The organism is Actinoplanes derwentensis (assembly GCF_900104725.1).
Classification (GTDB): domain Bacteria; phylum Actinomycetota; class Actinomycetes; order Mycobacteriales; family Micromonosporaceae; genus Actinoplanes; species Actinoplanes derwentensis.
Genome location: NZ_LT629758.1, coordinates 8441751 through 8457367 on the forward strand (window position 1 = coordinate 8441751; position 15617 = coordinate 8457367).

Annotated in this window: 13 protein-coding genes and 2 pseudogenes; 6 read left to right on the plus strand and 9 right to left on the minus strand. The window is 66.9% G+C overall.

Annotated features, from left to right (window positions below; genetic code table 11):
* Window positions 1-56: 56 nt before the first annotated feature.
* The 5 genes and pseudogenes from BLU81_RS37655 to BLU81_RS37675 all read right to left on the minus strand — a co-directional run bounded on the left by BLU81_RS37655 (window position 57) and on the right by BLU81_RS37675 (window position 4847).
* On the minus strand, window positions 57-671 hold the full coding sequence (locus tag BLU81_RS37655; protein WP_092558201.1) for a S8 family serine peptidase: 615 nt from the start codon (window positions 669-671) through the stop codon (window positions 57-59).
* Window positions 571-1029, minus strand: a pseudogene (locus BLU81_RS52160) (S8 family serine peptidase); the annotation flags it as partial. The gene BLU81_RS37655 and the pseudogene BLU81_RS52160, both read right to left, overlap by 101 nt.
* Before the next feature lie 617 nt (window positions 1030-1646).
* Window positions 1647-2792 carry a S8 family serine peptidase gene (locus BLU81_RS37665; protein ID WP_092552502.1) on the minus strand — a complete coding sequence of 382 codons (1146 nt, stop codon included), beginning with the start codon at window positions 2790-2792 and terminating at the stop codon, window positions 1647-1649.
* Between the two features lie 1319 nt (window positions 2793-4111).
* The gene (locus BLU81_RS37670) at window positions 4112-4540 is read right to left on the minus strand and encodes a nitroreductase family protein (RefSeq protein WP_157751967.1); all 429 of its coding nucleotides are present in this window, start codon (window positions 4538-4540) and stop codon (window positions 4112-4114) included.
* Between the two features lie 109 nt (window positions 4541-4649).
* Window positions 4650-4847, minus strand: a complete 198-nt coding sequence (locus tag BLU81_RS37675; RefSeq protein ID WP_092558203.1) for an acyl-CoA carboxylase epsilon subunit — start codon at window positions 4845-4847, stop codon at window positions 4650-4652.
* A gap of 101 nt (window positions 4848-4948) precedes the next feature.
* On the opposite strand from BLU81_RS37675, the pseudogene BLU81_RS37680 reads away from it, so the two are divergent.
* From BLU81_RS37680 to BLU81_RS37690, 3 genes and pseudogenes are all read left to right on the plus strand, one after another.
* Window positions 4949-6151 (plus strand): annotated as a pseudogene (locus tag BLU81_RS37680) (serine/threonine-protein kinase); the annotation flags it as partial.
* 2478 nt (window positions 6152-8629) lie between these two features.
* Entirely contained in the window at window positions 8630-8848 is a 219-nt protein-coding gene (locus BLU81_RS37685; RefSeq protein WP_092558205.1) for a hypothetical protein, read from the plus strand.
* Between the two features lie 42 nt (window positions 8849-8890).
* Complete coding sequence (locus tag BLU81_RS37690; RefSeq protein WP_092552508.1) at window positions 8891-9631, plus strand: M50 family metallopeptidase; 741 nt, start codon at window positions 8891-8893, stop codon at window positions 9629-9631.
* Here BLU81_RS37690 and BLU81_RS37695 read toward each other — a convergent pair.
* Window positions 9628-11190 carry an acyl-CoA carboxylase subunit beta gene (locus tag BLU81_RS37695; RefSeq protein ID WP_172890693.1) on the minus strand — a complete coding sequence of 521 codons (1563 nt, stop codon included), beginning with the start codon at window positions 11188-11190 and terminating at the stop codon, window positions 9628-9630. The genes BLU81_RS37690 and BLU81_RS37695 overlap by 4 nt on opposite strands.
* A 121-nt stretch (window positions 11191-11311) precedes the next feature.
* Between BLU81_RS37695 and BLU81_RS37700 the strand changes: the two genes are divergently transcribed.
* From BLU81_RS37700 to BLU81_RS37710, 3 genes are read left to right on the plus strand one after another with little or no spacing between them, the layout of a single operon-like run.
* Entirely contained in the window at window positions 11312-12154 is an 843-nt protein-coding gene (locus BLU81_RS37700; RefSeq protein WP_157751968.1) for a hypothetical protein, read from the plus strand.
* A gap of 9 nt (window positions 12155-12163) precedes the next feature.
* On the plus strand, window positions 12164-12985 hold the full coding sequence (locus BLU81_RS37705) for a biotin--[acetyl-CoA-carboxylase] ligase (protein WP_092552514.1): 822 nt from the start codon (window positions 12164-12166) through the stop codon (window positions 12983-12985).
* Window positions 12986-12989: 4 nt separating this feature from the next.
* Window positions 12990-13523 (plus strand): PH domain-containing protein, encoded by a 534-nt coding sequence (locus BLU81_RS37710; protein WP_092558209.1) that lies wholly within the window; start codon window positions 12990-12992, stop codon window positions 13521-13523.
* Here BLU81_RS37710 and BLU81_RS37715 read toward each other — a convergent pair.
* Genes BLU81_RS37715 through BLU81_RS37725 form a run of 3 tightly spaced genes read right to left on the minus strand, consistent with a single transcriptional unit; the run spans window position 13486 to window position 15380 of the window.
* The gene (locus tag BLU81_RS37715) at window positions 13486-14043 is read right to left on the minus strand and encodes a GtrA family protein (RefSeq protein ID WP_092552517.1); all 558 of its coding nucleotides are present in this window, start codon (window positions 14041-14043) and stop codon (window positions 13486-13488) included. The genes BLU81_RS37710 and BLU81_RS37715 overlap by 38 nt on opposite strands.
* Before the next feature lie 37 nt (window positions 14044-14080).
* The gene (locus tag BLU81_RS37720; protein ID WP_092552520.1) at window positions 14081-14635 is read right to left on the minus strand and encodes a GtrA family protein; all 555 of its coding nucleotides are present in this window, start codon (window positions 14633-14635) and stop codon (window positions 14081-14083) included.
* Complete coding sequence (locus BLU81_RS37725) at window positions 14616-15380, minus strand: sigma-70 family RNA polymerase sigma factor (RefSeq protein WP_092552523.1); 765 nt, start codon at window positions 15378-15380, stop codon at window positions 14616-14618. Before BLU81_RS37725 ends, BLU81_RS37720 begins: the two co-directional genes overlap by 20 nt.
* Between the last annotated feature and the right edge of the window lie 237 nt (window positions 15381-15617).

Consider the following 15617-nt stretch of genomic DNA (forward strand, 5'->3'; position numbering starts at 1 on the left):
ACCGGCTGTCCCGCCAGCCTCGCTGTCCGCTCATCACCGGGCGTCCTGTCGTCCGCTCATCGGTGCGGCCGTCCGGCGTTCCGAATGATCACGAACGCCAGCAGCCCCGCCAGGACGGCCACCAAGGTCCCGATGCCGACGACCGCAGCCGAACTGGAACCCTCAGCCTCCGGTGCAGCCTCGACCTGTGACGGCTTGGGCGCCGCGGCCGCCGGCCCGGTGGGTGCCACCGATGTGGCGGTGGATGCGGCGGGTGTCAACGGCGCCACCTCGGCGGTCAGCGCTTTGACGACGTTGAGAACGCCGTACCCGCACTGGTCGTCCTTTCCGGCCGGACCGTTGTCGTCAGCTGTGGCGGTGATCCGATGAACGACCTCCTCAGCCGACAGTTCCGGAAAATTCGCCCGAACCAGAGCCACTGCCCCCGAGACGACCGCCGCCGCCTCCGAGGTGCCGTTTCCCCGGTAGTACTTGTTGTTCCGATCGGTGGAGACGATGTCGACCCCGGGCGCACAGATGTCGATCTGGTCTCCGGTCACGGAGAAATCGGCCAAAGCCCCCGTTCCGGTCCACCGCGCCGACCGCGAGTACCTCAGGAATAGCCGCGGGATAGGCGAACAGCAGGTCCTTGGCCTTGTTGCCGGAACTAGCCACGACGACCGTGTCAGCATCGACCGCTCCGGCGACAGCGGTGATGAGACCGCGAGACAGAACTGCCGAAGCCGAGACGTTGATGACTCCCACACCGGCTTCGGTCGCCCATTTGATCCCGGCCACGAGCCCCGCACCGTTGTCCCGGCCACCGATCACCTTGACCGGAACCACCTTCGCCTCGGGGGCGATCCCGATGACACCGTCGCCGGAACCATGCCCATGCCCGGCGATGATCCCGGCCATCTGAGTGCCATGCCCCTGACTGTCCACCCGGCCGGACCCGTCTCCGCCGGCGACGGTGTCGGTGCCCTTCTGAAGGTTCCTCTTCAGATCGGTGTGCGCAGACGTTCCGGAGTCGAGAACGGCGACCTTCACCCCGGAGCCGTTGGTGATCTGGTGAGCCTCGGCGATCTTCAGATAACGGAGATGTCACTGAGAATCCCGAATCTGATCAGCGCTGGCCGGGCTCGCCGGATAGAGAGATGCGCCGAGTGTTACGAGGACAGCACCGGCCGAGGCGACCTTCTTATGCGTTTTCACCTGGTTACCTCTGTGGCTCGGATGCTCACTTCGCCGCTGCCGAAACCGGTGCGGAGGAGGCCCCGCCGGCATGCGGGACCATCGTGTCCCTCAGTGCCACCGGAGCCGTCTCCCCATCGATCTAGTCGCTGAACAGCATCTGGGAGGTTAACCTGCCGCGGACACCTTCAGGCCGCCCCGAAAGACCTCGTCACACTGCATCCCGCGATCCGCGCGCCTGCTCATTCACCGAGTTCGCACGCCGTTTCCGGGCTGTCGCTCTCCGCTGAACAGGCCACGGTTGCCTGTCCCTGAAGAGATCGCTGTGCCCCGGGCCGAGAGGTACTTTCTCGCCCCGGGGCGAGAAATACTGCTCCGCCCCGAAAGAGACTGCTGCGCCCGGAAGGGCTGCCGTGTCGGGAAAGAACAACTGTTCCGGGAAAGGGCTGCTGTTCCGGGGAGGGGCTGCCGACTTACGACGACACCCGCCGCCTCCGCATGGCCACGAACGCCAGCAGACCCACTAGGACGGCAACCGCACCCCCGATCCCGGCAACGGCCGCCACCCCGATCCCGGATGACTCCGGTCCAGGCGCGGCCGATCCAGCGGAAGCAGGGGCTCCACCGGCCGGAGCAGAGCCGCTCCCAGACGGAACCGACGCGGAGCCCGATCCACTGGGCGTGAGCGGAGGAGCATCAGCGGTCAACGCTTTAACGATGTTCAAAACCCCATACCCACACTCATCATCTTTCCCAGGCGGCCCGTTGTCATCAGCCGTAGCGGTAAGCCGATGAACAACCTCAGGAGCCGAAAGCCCCGGAAACTTAGCCCGCACTAGAGCCGCAGCCCCCGAAACAATAGCCGCGGCCTGCGACGTTCCTTGGCTTTTGGAGTACTTGTTGTTGAGGTCGGTGGTAACCATGTCAACGCCGGGAGCGCATATGCCGACCTTGGGATCCGTGACCGAGAATTTTGCTACTTTCCCGTTTCGGTCTATAGCTCCTACTGCCAGAACCTCAGGTAGTGCGGCTGGGTGAGCGATGCTCAGGTCATCCGAGGTGTTGCCACTTGCCGCGACAACCACGGAATCTTCTTTGACTGCTGCGGTGATAGCTGCACTCAGGTCTCGTGAGCGCCCAACATCGGCTGAGACGTTGATTACCCCGGCACCCGATTTAGCCGCCCATTCGATGCTTGCTGGAAAATATGGACCATTTCCAATTTTTCCTGAAGCTTTTACCGGAACAATGCTTGCCCTCGGAGCAATCCCTATTACGCCGTTTCCTGAGCCGTGTCCGTGTCCAGCGATCAGGCCAGCCATCCGAGTGCCGTGGCCCACGCTGTCAACTTGCCCGGTTCCGTCGCCGTCCGGCCCGAAGTCTGTTCCTTTTTTTAAATTCCTAGTGAGGTCCCTGTGGGCGGAAACCCCGGTGTCAACGACGGCGATAGAAACTCCGGCACCCTGGCTGATCTTATGCGCCTCTTCAAGCTTCAGGTAGGAGACAAACCATTGACTGTCCCTTACCTGATCGGCCTTCGCTGGAAGGGCTGGCGCGATAACGGTGACAATGATGGCAGCGGTGCTGGCCAAAATTGCTGCCTTGTTATGTGATCTCACCTATCGGCCACCGATGGAAGGGCCGGGATCAATTCGCTGCTCCTGCGCTGGAAGCAAAATTGGGTCCACCCCATTTTCGGTCTCCCATGGATTGTCCGGATCCCAGCGGAGCCGGTCGGCTTCTTCATTATCGCGGGCGGAGCGACGTTGTCCGGGGCGAGAAGCTCCGTCTTGGCCGATCATGCCGCCTACGGGGTTCGCCTTTTGTGTGCCTCGAGCTGAGGGCCCAGGTTGCCCGCCGCGGCCTGAGTTTGGACCGCCGAGGGCAGGACTTCCTCCGATGACATTTCCATGCGCGCCAGCAGTCCCGCGTGCGCCTGCAGGTCCCGGGGAAAGCGGTAATCCGCCGGTGGGAGTGCCATTGGTCGCCGGGTAGCGAGGGAGTGTGGTTGATGATGGTCCAGTTGACGGCGGAAAGTTGTACGGCCCAGGCGTGCTGGTGCTTGGCGGGATCGTTCCCGTTGGATTAGTAGGCGTTCCTGGAAGCCCAGGACTAGGCGAGCTCGGATTAGGTTTTGCTCCACCAAGGATCGGGCCGTGCGAGGGATTGTTGATCGTTGCCGGTTGCCCTGTTTTAGTGCGATCTGGAGTTGTTATTCCTCTTTGGTTATCTGGATGAGGGACAACTGAATTTGAAGGTCGCGTCCGGCTTGTCGTCCGACCGGAGGAAGCGGACGGTGTTGGCGTAGGGATGGCCATTCCGGAAATGCCTGGACTGACCGAGTCGACTTGATCGTCGCGCACGTGATTCGGAGAGTAGGGCCTCGGGTGAACGAGGGAAGTCTGGGCGGCGGCCAGTTCGGCGCTCAAGGACGTCATGATGACGGCTGCCTCTTGGCGCAGCTGTTCCTGGCGGCCGTTGGCTACCGGAGACTTTGGGGGCGTGTACTTGGTCGGCAGGTGTTGTAGGTCTTCCTCGTGCTTAGCGAGCAGCGTCGTGTTCGACGCGAACTCCTCCTGGAGGGGCTTCATGTTGCTTTTCGCGGAAGCCACTGCGGAGATCGCCGAGGAGAACGTCGTGTAGTTGGCGACCGAAGCCTCGTAGGTTTCGTTTAGGCTTTCGATCAACTGGTCGAGGCGCTCAACGTAGGCACGTGCGGCCTTGTTGCGCTCCGGCGGCCAGGCCTGGATCAGCTTGTCCTTGTAGGCCTCAACCCGAGTTCGGTGTATCAGGACGAGTTCGTATGACCGGCGCCAGCCGTCGACCGCAGGCTGGTAGGGGCCGCTCTCGTGACCGCTCACCATCTCCCACATGTAGGGAAGATCGCTGGACGACCAGTTGATGTCGCCGGCGAGTCCACTGTCGTCGTACCGGGCCATCAGACCTCCCCGGGATGGTAGGTCGTGTCAGCAGCGACACCGGGGTCTTTGAATGCGGCCTCGACGTCAGAGACCTTGGCGCGTGAGAAGGCATCTGATCCGCGATATTGCGCGCTGATCGCCTCGGCCGACGTAGCGAACCGGTATGTGCCGTCGATGTAGCCGTCGACGTTCTGTTGGGTTGCGTCCTGGGCCTGTTGGTGTGCGTACAGGAACAGGTGCAGGTTGTAGAACCCGCCGCCGGACGGCAGTGTGGCGAACATGGCTTCAACCGCGGCGTCCGCGTGTGGCATGTAGTTGTCGACCAGGTCTGCTTTTAGGCCGGCGGCGAACTCCTCCATGGCTGCGATGTCCGCTTCAATCCCATTGATGCTACTGAGATCGTAATTGTCGACTGAACTCCGATATGCGGGCCCGTCCACCGGCATCGGCGCTACCTCCATCGACACTCAACGAATGACCCTGAAAGGTTAGCGAATCGCGGCCTCGGCTTCTGCCCCCTGTGGATGACGCGATGGTGCCGCTGTGGATGGCTCCTCAGCGGGGGAGGCTTGAGGTTCGCCAGCTGCTCGGGGTGGTTGTTGGGAGGGCGGAACGCATCCATTCTGAGGCGGGTTGCGGTGGTGTGGGGTGATTGACCGAAGTAGATCGAGATGCCAGGATGGCGGCCAGTGCGGCCAACTCATGATCGTCTAGGCTTCCGCGTACGACGCTGACCAGCGGTTCCGCTTTCATCAGCCGAGCGTACGACGCACCGCCGGAGATCCGGTGACACGTGTCCCACACTCGGCTGATCAATTCGCGGCCGCTCGACAGAACCAGGTATTTTCTGCGTGATGTCTTCTTCTCCCCCTCCCGTGGTCGCTGATCGGTACCGGCTCGTTGCGCCGCTCGGTCAAGGCGGGATGGGTCGTGTCTGGCGAGCGACCGATGTCGTCCTGCACCGGGAAGTGGCGATCAAGGAGCTCGTGCCGCCGCCGGGGCTGACGCCCAGTGAGCGGCAGGAGATGCGCGAGCGCTCTCTCCGTGAAGCGCGCGCCATCGCCCGGCTCAACAACGTCAACGTGGTGCGCGTCTTCGACGTGCTCAGCACGGACGCCGATCCCTGGATCGTGATGGAGTACGTTCCGTCGCGCTCGCTTCAGGACGTTCTGGCGCAGGACGGGCCGTTCAACGCGCTGCGTACCGCCGAGATCGGCCTTGGTGTGCTGAACGCGCTGCGTGCGGCACACCGCAACGGTGTCGTCCACCGGGACGTCAAGCCGGGCAACGTGCTGATGGGCGCCGACGGTCGTGTGGTCCTCACCGACTTCGGCCTGGCCACGGTGCCGGGCGACCCCAACGTGACCCGGACGGGCCTGGTGCTGGGCTCGCCCGCCTACATCGCTCCGGAGCGCGCCCGGGACGGCACGGCCGGTCCGGCCGCCGACCTGTGGTCGCTGGGCGCCACGCTGTACGCCGCGGTCGAGGGCCAGTCGCCGTTCGCGCGCCCATCGGCGATCGCGACGCTGGCCGCTCTGGCTACTGAGAACGTGCCGGTCGCCCGGAACGGCGGCCCGCTCAAACCGGTGCTCAACGGCCTGTTGCGCAAGGACCCGGCGCACCGGATCAACGCTGAGGAAGCCGACCGGCTGCTGTCGCGCGCGGCCGGCCGACGATCCAAGATTACGTTCCCGATGAGCCCGACGATGCGCCGTCCGGGTGCTGGCCGGGAGCGTCCGTCGCTACCGAGCGGCCCCGGTGGCCCGCCGGTTCTGCCCGGTGCCGGTTGGGCGACGGCCACCGGTTCCGCCCCGGTCGTGCCGAACCCCCGCCCGCCTGTCGCGCAGCCGCCCGCCGCCGACGGCCGCCCGCCGCACTTCGCGCAGGGCAAGGCCCAGGTGGCACCGGAGGCGCCGCGGCGCCCGGTGAAGCCCCTCGACGCGACGCGGCTCGACACCCCGCCGGTCAAAGACGAGGTCAAACCCGTTTCCGGTGGTACGGGTAACGCCCCCGCCCGCCACCCCGGCCAACTGCCTCGTCCTGTCTCCGGCCCGGGTCAGCAGTCTCGTCCCGCCCCCGGTCAACTTCCCCCGGCCCAGGGGCAGTTCCCGCCCGGCCAGGGTCATTTTCCGCCGGCCCCGGAGCGGCGCGCCACCGGCCGTTCGACGGTGAGCCGCTCGCCCCTCGACCGTCCGTCTGCAGGTCAGCCGTCTGCAGGTCAGTCGCCGATTGACCGGCCGGTCGGCGGCCAGCCGCCAGCTGACCGTCCGTTCGCGGGTCAGTCACCAGCTGCTGGTCAGTCGCCGTTGGACCGGCCGTTCGCGGGTCAGTCGCCGGTGGATCGGCCGTCCGCCGGTCGGCCTTCGCTACCGATGCCGTCCGCGGGTGGGAAACCGGTGGAGGTACCGCAGAGCGCGGGGGGCAGCGCGGCTCCCACCAATGCGTTGCGTACCGGTTTCACCGCTGCCGACGTGGTCGCCAACCGGAAGAAGCAGGCGGCTCCCGAGCACGAGCGTTCGCTGGCGCAGGCTACTTCAGGTTTCCCGATAGTCACGCCACGTAATGCTCCGGCTGCCGAACCGTCCGCTGAGGACGCAAAGGCGCCAGGCGAGACGAAGAACACACCGCTGGATTCTGAGCCGAGCGCGACGGCCGCACCGCAGGTTGCGCCTGAGGCGAAAACGGAACCCGCGACGACGCCTGAGCTCGCCGCGTCGCCGGAGCCCACCACGTCGCCGAAGTCCGCATCGCCGAAGTCCGTGGCCGCCGAGGACAAGGCCGAGGACAAGGCCGAGGACAAGGCCGAGGACAAGGCCGAGGACAAGGGCACGCCGACCGTCGAGGAGCAGGCGCGGAAGGCCGCTGAAGCATTTGCGGAAGTAGCTGCGGAGACTTCGGCGGCGAAGGCCGCCGAAGCCGCGAAGCCGGAGGGCGAGTCCGACGGCAAGGCCTCGGTCACGACTTCCCCGACGAAGCCAGCCGAGGCGCCGGAGCTGACCGAGGCGCCGGAGTTGACCGAGACGTCGAAGGCGGCCGAGGCGCCGGAGCTGACCGAGACATCGAAGTCGGCTGAGATGCCGAAGGTGGCAGAGGCGTCGCAAGCGACCGAGGTGCCGGAGGTGGCAGAGGCTTCGCAATCAACGGAGACGCCGCAACCGGCCGAGTCGGCGAAGACCGCCGAGCCTGTCGGTTCACCCGAGCCGGTCACGTCGCTGGCCGCCGTCGCGGCGCAGACTGGCGTCGCATCGTCGGCGCAGGTCGAGCCCTCGAAATCGGCTGAGCCGGCCGAGGCGCCGAAACCTGCCGATCCGGTGGAGCCGCCTCTGGCGGAGGAGAAGACTTCCCTGCTGGCGCCAATGGCGACAGCTGAGGAGAAGACGTCGATGCTCGCTCCGACGGCAAGGGCCGAAGAGCGCGCGGCGATGCAGTCGGCAGCTGACGACCGAAGGACGGCGCAGTCGTCGGCCGAGGATCGGACGACGATGCTGTCGGCTGCTGACGACCGGACGGTGATGCAGCCGGCTGCTGACGACCGGACGACGATGCTGTCGCCGGCCGAAGGCCGAAGGGCTACGCAATCGGCGGCTGAAGATCGAACGACGATGCTGTCGCCTCCGGAGGATCGGACGACGATGTTGTCCCGGCCTCCGGTGGATGACGACCGCACGTCGGTGGTCAGCATGCCTCCGCGTCGCCGGATCGTGACGAGCAACCCGGAGCCGCAGCCCGCCGGTGGCGGAGCCGGTGGATTCAACCGGCCGAACCGTCCGGCGTGGACGCCGATGCAGTTGCGCCCGGCGGCCCGCCGCGGTGGCGTGACCATCTTCGGCACCACCCTGACCCGTCGGCAGGCGGTGATCGGCCTGGGCATCGTGCTGACGTTCGTGCTGCTCGTCGGCATCATCCTGGTGCAGGCGTTCGGCAACGAGGAGTCCGGCGGCGACACGCCGGTCGCGCAGGGCGGCGCCGCCTCGGCAGCCCCGGCCCAGTCCGGCGGCGGCAAGGCGCCCTCGGGCACGTCGTCGAGTAAGCCCTCGGCGTCCAGTTCGCCAGCCGCCGCAGCGGTTCCGGACGGCTGGCGCACCCAGAGGTTCTCCGGTTTGAGCTTTCCGGTCCCGGACAGCGCGTCGAGTTCCGGCGGCGGCAACAACACGACCCTCAGCTGGGGGAAGGGCCGCCAGTTCCGTATCGACGTGGTGCCCGGCAAGATCGATCCGATCGAGTACCTGAACAGTGACGGCAACACCGGCAGCAACAAGGTCGGTCCCACTTCGGTCGACTTCAACGGCAAGAAGGCCGCCGACCTGGAGTACGACCGGGGCAGCGGCTACCGGCAGCACGTGGTGCGGCGGGTCGTCAACAACGGCGGCAACACGTATGTGCTGACGTGGTACACCGAGTCGAAGGACTGGGACGCCGGGCAGTCGGACATCGAAGTGATCTGGGCGAACTTCACATTCAAGTAAGTGATCACCTCCATGCGTGAGTTCCTGATGACTGGGGTAGCTATCCAGAGTCACGGATGGAGGTACGACATGAACTACCGACGGTACGACGTGAAGCCCAAGATCGCCCTGTGGATGCTGGTTGCGGTCGCTGACGTCGCGATCATCGTGGCGTCTGCTGGACTACTCACCGTGGTGCTGATCCTGACTGCTCTCGCGGTGATCGCCGCGGGTGGTGTGCTCGCCGCCCGGACGTTCGCCGGCCGTGAGCCGGAGCCCGCCAAGGTCGTGCTGCGCAGACGCGCGTAGCGAAAGCAGACGCGCATAGCGGAATCGGCTACAGTCCCCGGCGTGTCGATCGAAGGTGTGACTGACCTGTGGGACCAGTTGTTCGGTGCTCAGCCCGACCCTCCGGGGATGCTGGTTCTGCTCACGGCGCTTGCCGGTTTTCTGGCGGTGGCGATCCGCCCGGTGTGGCGGGTGGCCCGTAACGCGGTCACGATCGCCCACGAGGGCGGCCACGCGCTGATCGCGCTGTTGACCGGGCGAAAGCTGAAAGGCATCCGCCTCGAGTTCGACACGTCCGGCTTGACGCTCTCGTCCGGCCGCCCGACCGGGCTCGGCATGATCCTCACGCTGCTCTTCGGCTACATCGCGCCGTCGCTGGTGGGTGTGCTGGGTGCGTGGCTGCTCGGCGGCAACCGGATCACGCTGCTGTTGTGGCTCGCGGTGGTGCTCCTGCTGCTCATGCTGATCAACATCCGGAACCTGTTCGGTGTGGTGTCGCTGCTGATCACCGGCGCGATCGTGTTCGCCGTGTCCTGGTTCGCCGAGCCTCAGACGCAGGCTGCTTTCGCGTACGCGGGCGTCTGGTTCCTGCTCTTCGGTGGTGTCCGCCCGGTCTTCGAGCTGCAGAGTCTGCGCAGCCGGGGCCGGATGCGCGATTCGGACGCCGACCAGTTGGCGCGGCTGACTCACCTGCCGGCGCTGTTCTGGGTCGGCGTCTTCCTCGTCATCAACCTGTTCGCCGTGGTGACCGGCGCCTTCCTGCTGGCCGGCCAGTGGCTGTCCGAGGCGTTGGCGATCCTTTAGAGCGGGATGTTGCCGTGCTTCTTCGGCGGCAGGGTCTCCCGTTTGGTGCGGAGCATGCGCAGTGCTTTCGTCACCTGGACCCGGGTCTGTGATGGTTGGATGACCGCGTCGACGTAACCGCGTTCGGCAGCGATGTACGGGTTGGCGAGGGTGTCCTCGTACTCCCGGATCAGTTCGGTCCGGCGTTCGGCGGGATCGTCGGCGGAGGCGAGTTCGGCCCGGTAGAGGATGTTGACGGCGCCCTGGGCGCCCATCACGGCGATCTGTGCGGTGGGCCAGGCGAAGTTGACGTCGGCGCCGAGGTGCTTGGAGCCCATCACGTCGTACGCCCCGCCGTAGGCCTTCCGCGTGATCACGGTCACTTTCGGGACCGTGGCTTCGGCGTACGCATAAATCAGTTTTGCGCCCCTCCTGATGATGCCGTCCCACTCCTGTCCGGTTCCGGGCAGGAAGCCGGGAACGTCCACGAAGGTCAGCACCGGGATGTTGAAGGCGTCGCAGGTGCGCACGAACCGGGCCGCCTTCTCCGACGCCGCGATGTCGAGGGTCCCGGCCATGCTCATCGGCTGGTTGGCGACGACGCCGACCGGCCGGCCCTCGACCCGCCCGAACCCGACCACGATGTTCTGCGCGTAGAGCTGCTGGACTTCCAGGAACTCGTCGACGACCGTCTCGACGACCTTCTTGATGTCGTACGGCTGGTTCGGTGAATCGGGGATCAGCGTGTCCAACTCGAGGTCATCCGCGCTGTCCCCGGAAGAGTCGAAGAAGACCGGTTCGTCCAGGTTGTTGCTCGGCAGGTAGGAGAGCAGCGCCCGGACGTACTCGATCGCGTCCTCTTCGTCGTCGGCCAGGTAGTGCGCGTTGCCACTGCGGGTGTTGTGGGTGCGCGCCCCGCCCAGTTCCTCCATGCCGACCTCTTCACCGGTGACCGTCTTGATCACGTCTGGTCCGGTGATGAACATGTGCGACGTCTGGTCGACCATGACGGTGAAGTCGGTGATCGCGGGGGAGTAGACGGCGCCACCCGCGCACGGCCCCATGATCAGCGAGATCTGTGGGATGACACCGCTGGCCCGGACGTTGCGGAAGAAGATGTCGGCGTAGAGCCCGAGCGCGACCACACCCTCCTGGATGCGGGCGCCGCCGGAGTCGTTGATGCCGATGATCGGGCAGCCGATCTTCATGGCCAGGTCGAGCACTTTGACGATCTTCTCGCCGAAGACCTCGCCGAGGGAGCCGCCGAAGACCGTGAAGTCCTGGGAGAAGACGCAGACCTGCCGGCCGTCGACGGTGCCGTACCCGGTCACCACGCCATCGCCGTACGGCCGGTTCCGCTCCAGGCCGAAGGCGGTGGACCGGTGCCGGGCCAGCTCGTCCAGCTCGACGAACGAGTCCTTGTCGAGGAGTAGCTCGATGCGTTCGCGAGCGGTCTTCTTGCCGCGGGCGTGCTGCTTCTCGATGGCGCGGGCGGAGCCGGAGTGCACCGCTTCATCGGTCCGGCGGGCGTGATCAGCGAGCTTGCCAGCAGTGGTGTGGATGTCGGGCTGCGTTGTCACGGTGATCTCCACGCTCTGAAAGCGGCCAAGTGTTCGTTCAGGCTAGCGAATTCGATATCGCACAGGGCGGGCGTCGCTACGTGCGCGTTTCATACCTAATGCCCCATTCGTTACAACCGTCGTGACAAACTGGATGACCGCGGCCGGGCTCGCCTTCATCGCAGGCGGCCTCGCCACGCTGATCAGCTTCCGCGCCGTGCTCTTCGGTGGCGGGGCTCGCCGGTCGGACCGGGCCGGCTCATCCGCTCGCCGCCGGCGCTCGGAGACCGTGCGGTCCGCTCCCGAACCTCGCGCGATGGTGCAGGTCGAGACCGCGGAGTCCCCGGCCGTGCCACGACGCCGGTTGGTGGCCGCTCTCAGCGAGCGGGAGCCCGACGCCCTCAGCGGTCAAGAAGGCGGTCAAGAAGGCGAGCGGGAAAGCGCGCGGCAGCCCGTCGCGGAGACGGCGAGTGCGGCCAGTGGCCTGGCCTCGATAGGGCTGGCCGATGACGAGGACGACGCGGGAGACGACGAGGACGTGGAGCGCGACGATGAGCCGGACTCTTCCTGGCCTCCGCGCCGGCTGCGGCGGGAACCGGAACCGGACAGCCGGGCCTGGGCCCGGCGGGACGCCGAGATCCCCAGCGGGTACGCCGGGCGCTTCGGTGACCTCGAGGACAAACCGGCCTCGGACTGGGACCGCCACTCCGGCGCCGACGATCGCCCGCCGGCCGGCGACTACTGGACTCCGGTGCCGGACGACCTCTACGCGGCGTCCGCCATGGAGCCGTTGCCGCCGGTCCCCGATTACGAGCCGGCGACCGGTTTTGATCTGCCACCGATCCCGGCGACCGGCCCGATGCCGGAGTGGCCGCCCCGGAAACGCCGGGTCCAGTTGCCGCGGGCATGGGCCGAGCGGGACGATCCCGAGAAGCGCCCCAGCCCGCGCCCCTATGTCAGCCGTCACTCGGTGGAGGGGCACTAAGCTGCCCTGATGGGCTATACCGAGCTTGACCGGCCGCCGCTGTCCGAACGGGCGCTGACCCGGGCCCTGGTCACCCCGGGCGGCTTCTGGTCGCGGATCGAGGTGCGCGAGGAGACCGGCTCGACAAACGCCGACGTGTCGGCGGCGGCTGCTCAAGGCGTACCGGAAGGCCTGGTGGTGGTGGCCGAGAGCCAAGTCGCCGGGCGTGGCCGCCGGGACCGGCAGTGGATGTCCCCGCCACGGGCCGGGCTCACCGTGAGTGTCCTGCTGCGGCCCGGGCCGACGGTGCCCACCTCGGCGTTCGGCTGGCTGCCGCTGCTGGCCGGGGTGGCCCTGGCCGAGGCGGTGAACCGGGTGTCCGACGTGGACGCGACCCTGAAATGGCCGAACGACCTGATCGTCCACGACCGCAAGTGCGCCGGGATCCTGGCCGAAGTGGCCGGCGATGCGGTGGTGGTCGGGATCGGCCTGAACGTGAGCACCCGTGCCGAGGAGCTGCCCGAGACGACCGGGGTGCCGGCCACGTCGCTGCGGCTGGCCGGTGCCGAGAACATCGACCGGGACCCGCTGCTGCGGGCGCTGCTGCGCGGTGTGGACAGGTGGTACGGGGGCTGGCGGGACGCGGCCGGGGACGCCGAGATGTGCGGGCTGCTCGCCACCTACCAGCGGAGCTGCGCGACGATCGGCCGGGACGTGCGGGTGCTGCTGCCGGCCGGCGGGGAGAAGGCCGGCGAGGCGATCGCGGTCGACCGGGACGGGCAGTTGGTGATCCGTACGGTGGAAGGCAGTGAATTTCGGGTCTCGGCAGGGGATGTCCTGCACGTACGCTGACCGCGTGTCGTTCCCGGAGGAACTGCTCGCCGACGAGGAGGAGATCGTCCTCCACTTGCGCGGGCACTGGAAGGCGGCGGTCGTCCCGGCCGTCGTGCTGCTGCTGGCCGTGACCGGTCTCGTGATGGCCTGGGTGCTGCTCCCGCCGACCGAGGGCGGCCGGATCGGCCTGCTGATGGTGTTCGCCATCATGCTCTACTACGGATCCCGGTACGGCCTGCTGCCATTGTTCGGCTGGTGGACCACCGAGTTCGTGCTGACCAGCGAGCGCCTGCTGATCCAGCGGGGTGTGCTCGTGCGGGAGCGGCGCGACCTGCCGCTGAACCGGGTCAACGACCATGCGCTGACGCAGACCCTGCTGGACCGGATGTTCGGCAGTGGGACGCTCGTCATCGACTCGATCGGGGATCAGAGCGCCGTGCTGGCCGGGATTCCCGCCGCCCAGCTCGTGCAGAGCACCCTGTACGAGCTGATCGAGCTGGCCCCGGAACCGGAGCCGGTCAGCGAGGATCCAGCTCCGGCCGCAGATCGAGGTTAGCCGCGCTGCCCGGCTCGTCGACCGCGCTGAGTTCGGCGAACCCGGCGGTCGCGTCCATGTCGGCGATGGCGCCCTCGTTCCCGTCGACCGGCGGCTTCAGGAAGACGAACGTGCGATACGACCAGAACCGGAAGATCGTGGCGATCCCGATGCCCAGTGTCGTCATGGCGAGCAGGCGCAGCTTGTCGTCGTGTTCGGAGAGACCGAACCCGTACTTGCCGAGCGCCGTCATGCCGGACTGGATCAGCATGCCGAGCAGATTGAAGCCGAAGAACAGGGTGTACTCCCGGCGCAGGGCGGTCCGGGTGTGGTGCCGGTACGTCCAGTACCGGTTCGCCAGGTAGGCCAGGGTGGTCGTGATGACCGTGGCCAGGACGCTCGACTTCACCGGCCCGATCGGCATCGCCACGTAGTAGATAGCCAGGTACAGCAGCGTGTTACCGGCCCCGATGACGCCGAAGGCGATCGCCTCGGGGGCAAGGTGACGGACTCGTTCCGTCAACGTGCTGACTGATGGCATTGGGCAACCTTACGGGAGCGGGGGCGATTACAGCGGGTCACTGTGAGGCTGGCGACTGTGCCGCGGGGGCGACGTTGACCCGGAAGACGTAACGGCGGTAGGACCAGAATCGGAACAGGGTGCCCAGCGCGGTCCCGACACCCAGACCGGCGATGTTGTCGGCGAGTCTGCTCCGCGCGGGCGCCCAGACCGAGCCCAGTCCGTAGTGGCTGATCGCGAGACAAGCCAGGGCGATGCCGAGTCCGATCAGGTTGAGCACGAAGAACGTGGTGTACTGCCGGGTCATGCTGACGTGATCGCCGTCGTCGCGCCAGGTCCAGAATCGGTTGCCGAAGAACGCGATCGTGGTGGCGACAGTGGTGGAGACGGTCTTGGCGATCAGCGTTTCGATGCCCTGCTGCAGCAGCAGGTTGTAGAGCACCAGGTCGACGGTGAAGGCGAAGCCGCCGACGGCGCCGAACTTGCCCAGTTCGCTGACGAGTCCCCGGAGCCGGGAGCGCAGGTCGGGGTTCGGGGGCACGGAACCGAGGGTACCGGTGCCGGTCACGTACGGCAGTCCTCGTTGCCGAGCCTTAACCGGGCGTCTCTGCATGGTGACGCTGCCGATACGGAGCGTTACGAAAACTGTCCACTTCGCGGATCTCAGCGAGGCGGTCGCGGCACTCGGAGCACCAGGTGAGGTGGGCGCCCATCCGATGCGCGTCCCGGGGGGCGAGCCGTCCGCGCACCTGCCCACCGAGGCGTTCGCCGGCCCACCGGCACTCCGGATGGTCGCCGGTTGCGACGTGCTGCTGCAGGTAGAGGCTGCGCAGGCCCTCGCGGGCGCGGTGAGCGAGGACGGCCACCGCGTTCGGGGTCAGGCCCATCCGGGGTGCCAGTTCGGCCGGGGTGCTGCCCTCGATCTCGGTCTGCCACAGGACGTCCCGCCAGCGTTCGGGTAGCTGCCGGAACGCGGCGGCCGCGAAGGTGCGCTCCAGCCGGTCCAGGGCCGGATCGGTGAACGGCTCGCCCGGGTCGTACCGGGACAGGTCGTCGGTGAACTCCAGTCGCCGGTCCAGTCGCGCCCGCTGGTAACAGAGGTGCCGCATGGTCGTGTGCAGGTAGGCGCGGAACGCCACGAGGGGGCCACGCCCGGCTCGCAGCGTGGCGAACACCTTGACGAACGTCTCGGCCACCAGGTCGTCGACGTCGGCGGGGCGGTTGACCAGACCGAAGGCGAACCTGCGGGCTGCCGTGCGGTGTCGCTCGTAGAGCGTCCCGTAAGCGGCGGTGTCGCCGGCCCGGACCGCGGCGAGCAGGCCGGTGTCCGAGTCCGCGTCGTTGCCCGGGATCGTCATTCCGCCTCCTGTGGCCGGAACTGCGAAGAAAGCCCGATTACGCGAAAGTCTAAGGCGTTAAGTCCCTTTTGTGAAAGTTGTCAGGAGTGCCGGTGTGGCTCGCCCTGATTCGGCGCCCGTGCGCACTGCTGCACGTTGCGGCGAAGAATCGATCGTTAACGAGCATGTACGCCAAAGATTGTGCGGTTGTCCACAGATTCAGCCGATGAACTCAACGTGTTGTCGGGCTTACGCTGA